The organism is Kribbella sp. NPDC002412, from assembly GCF_053592935.1.
Genome location: NZ_JBSFBL010000135.1, coordinates 1 through 2,250, shown reverse-complemented (window position 1 = coordinate 2,250; position 2,250 = coordinate 1). Strand labels below are relative to the sequence as shown.

The 2,250-nt window shown below is 69.3% G+C and carries 3 protein-coding genes and 1 pseudogene; all 4 read left to right on the top strand.

All coding sequences use genetic code 11. The annotated features are described in order from the left end of the window. Positions 1-260, top strand: a pseudogene (locus ACWCOV_RS41685) (hypothetical protein); the annotation flags it as partial. Then, positions 257-646 (top strand): WhiB family transcriptional regulator, encoded by a 390-nt coding sequence (locus ACWCOV_RS41680; RefSeq protein ID WP_449834910.1) that lies wholly within the window; start codon positions 257-259, stop codon positions 644-646. The pseudogene ACWCOV_RS41685 and the gene ACWCOV_RS41680, both read left to right, overlap by 4 nt. Beyond that, positions 643-843 (top strand): hypothetical protein, encoded by a 201-nt coding sequence (locus ACWCOV_RS41675; protein WP_449834909.1) that lies wholly within the window; start codon positions 643-645, stop codon positions 841-843. Before ACWCOV_RS41680 ends, ACWCOV_RS41675 begins: the two co-directional genes overlap by 4 nt. Beyond that, on the top strand, positions 840-2,250 hold a 1,411-nt coding region (locus ACWCOV_RS41670; protein WP_449834908.1), incomplete at its 3' end, for a replication initiator. The genes ACWCOV_RS41675 and ACWCOV_RS41670, both read left to right, overlap by 4 nt.

Genomic DNA, 2,250 nt, shown 5'->3' with positions numbered 1-2,250 from the left:
TGGCTGAGGCGGCACAGGTCGGCCTCGTGCTCGCCGAAGGTGCCAGGGCCAGGGGTGCGCGCTGCGACGAGATCCCCGAATCCCTGCCGGGTGTTGGTTACGTCGGGATCGATGGTGAGGCCGAACCAGTACGGGTCCGGTTCCCATTCCACTCCGACGAAGACGTGGCCGCACTGGTCGACCTGTACGCACCGACCGATGCCAACGGCAAGGACCGTGAGCCGTCGACGCTGCGGCCAGTCGAGGAGGTCGCAGCATGACCCGCCACCAAATCCCTGGACAGATCGAGCTGGTCTTCGACGTTCCCGAGCTGACGAACGAGCTGCGTGCCGAGCTGGCCGCCCACGTGTTGCCCGGCTGGCAAGCGATGGGTGCGTGCCGCTCGGTCGCCGATGACACCTGGTTCCCCGAACTTGAAGACACGACCTCCACGCCCGCTGCGCTCGATCGGTGCGGGTTCTGCCCGGTCCGCCGCTCCTGCCTGGCTCACGCCCTGTCGACGGGGGAGGAGTACGGGGTGTGGGGCGGCACGACCGAGCTGCAACGTGACGTGCTGGTCCGGGACCTGGTCGACGGCGCTCCCGTGGTCGACGCGCTCGACGGCGCGACCCTGCTCCCCGAATACCTGTGGAGGCAGGCGTCATGACGGTCCGCCTCCGCGTCTCGGGCGACCCCGAAGAGATCGAGGTCATGCTCAAGGTCCTGGGCGTGGTGTTCGACTTCACCGGCTCCGGCCGGATGTTCCCCAACCACGGTTCTGCGGGAGTCCGCGTCTACCTCACGGCGCGGATCCCGTGGGCCGGTGAACGAGACCAGCCACGCCGAGGAGATGGTCCCGAATGATCTCGTCCCTGGGCCAGGTCGCCCCTGACGTGCTGCACGACCTCGCGGTCCGCAACGGCGTCTGTGTCCGGCCTGTGCTGTCCCGGATGACCGACACCACTACTGGTGAGCAGACGGTCGTCCCGATCCCGTGCGGCTCCACGCAGGCACGCCAGTGCCCGCCGTGTGCTGAGCGTGCGCGCAAGCTCCGCATGCAGCAGTGCCGCGAGGGCTGGCACCGCGACGACGAGATCCCCGGCGCGGACGAACCGGGCGAGGACCTTCCCGCGGAATTGGTTGACGATCTCTCCGGCGACGCCGAAAACGACGATGAGGACCAGGTCGACGACGAGGAATCGGCCCGTCGTGTCCGCTCGACCCGGCGCCGACAGGACGCTCCCGACCTGCCCCGTGTGCCGATGGAGAACCGCACGGTCGGTACGACATTCGCCGCGCCCAACGGCAAGACGTACAGGCCGTCGATGTTCCTGACCCTCACGCTCCCGTCCTACGGCCGCGTCGGCAGCGACGGCACACCGCTCGACCCGGAGACGTACGACTACCACCGGGCCGCGATGGACGCGCTGCACTTCCCCAAGCTGGTCGACCGGTTCTGGCAGAACCTGCGCCGCTGCGCCGGGTACAAGGTCCAGTACTTCGCCACCGTCGAAGCACAGCGCCGCCTCGCCCCACACCTGCACGCCGCCGTGCGGGGCGTGATCCCCCGCCAGACCGTCAAGGACGTTGCCGCCGCCACCTACCACCAGCTCTGGTGGCCGCAATGCTCAGAGCCGAGGTACGTCGGCGACGAGCTGCCCCGGTGGGACGAGATAGCCGGCCGATTCGTCGACCCGGTCAACGGCTGGGAACTCCCGACCTGGGACGAGGCCTTGGATGCGATCGGCGACGACCCGGCCGCCACTCCCGCGCACGTGGTGAAGCTCGGCCGCCAGGTCGACTACCAAGGCATCATCGCCTCGGCTGAGGACAAGGTCGGCAAGGCGATCGGCTACCTGACCAAGTACCTGTCCAAGTCCATCGCCGACACCTACGGCGACGACCCCGAGATCACCACCCGCCAGGCGATCCACCTGGACCGGTTGCATCGTGAGGTCCGCTGGCTGCCCTGCTCCCCGGCCTGCTCGAACTGGCTCCGGTTCGGCGTCCAACCCAAGGGAGCAGAGGCAGGGATGCGGCCGGGCTGGTGCCCCTCCAAGGCCCACGACAGGCATCACCTGGGGCTCGGTGGCCGCCGCGTGCTGGTGTCGCGTCAGTGGACCGGCAAGACCCTCGCCGACCACAAAGCCGACCGGGCCGAGGTCGTCCGACAGACCCTCGCCGCCGCGGGCGTGGACATGCCCGACACCGATCGGTACGCCGCCACCGCCGAGCTCGAGGACGGGTCTCCCCGCTTCGTCTGGTCGCCCG

What these genes read in the sequence shown, in the direction of transcription:
- ACWCOV_RS41680 (WP_449834910.1), top strand. Translation starts at nt 257, where the DNA reads ATGACCCGCCACCAAATCCCTGGACAGATCGAGCTGGTCTTCGACGTT.
- ACWCOV_RS41675 (WP_449834909.1), top strand. Translation starts at nt 643, where the DNA reads ATGACGGTCCGCCTCCGCGTCTCGGGCGACCCCGAAGAGATCGAGGTC.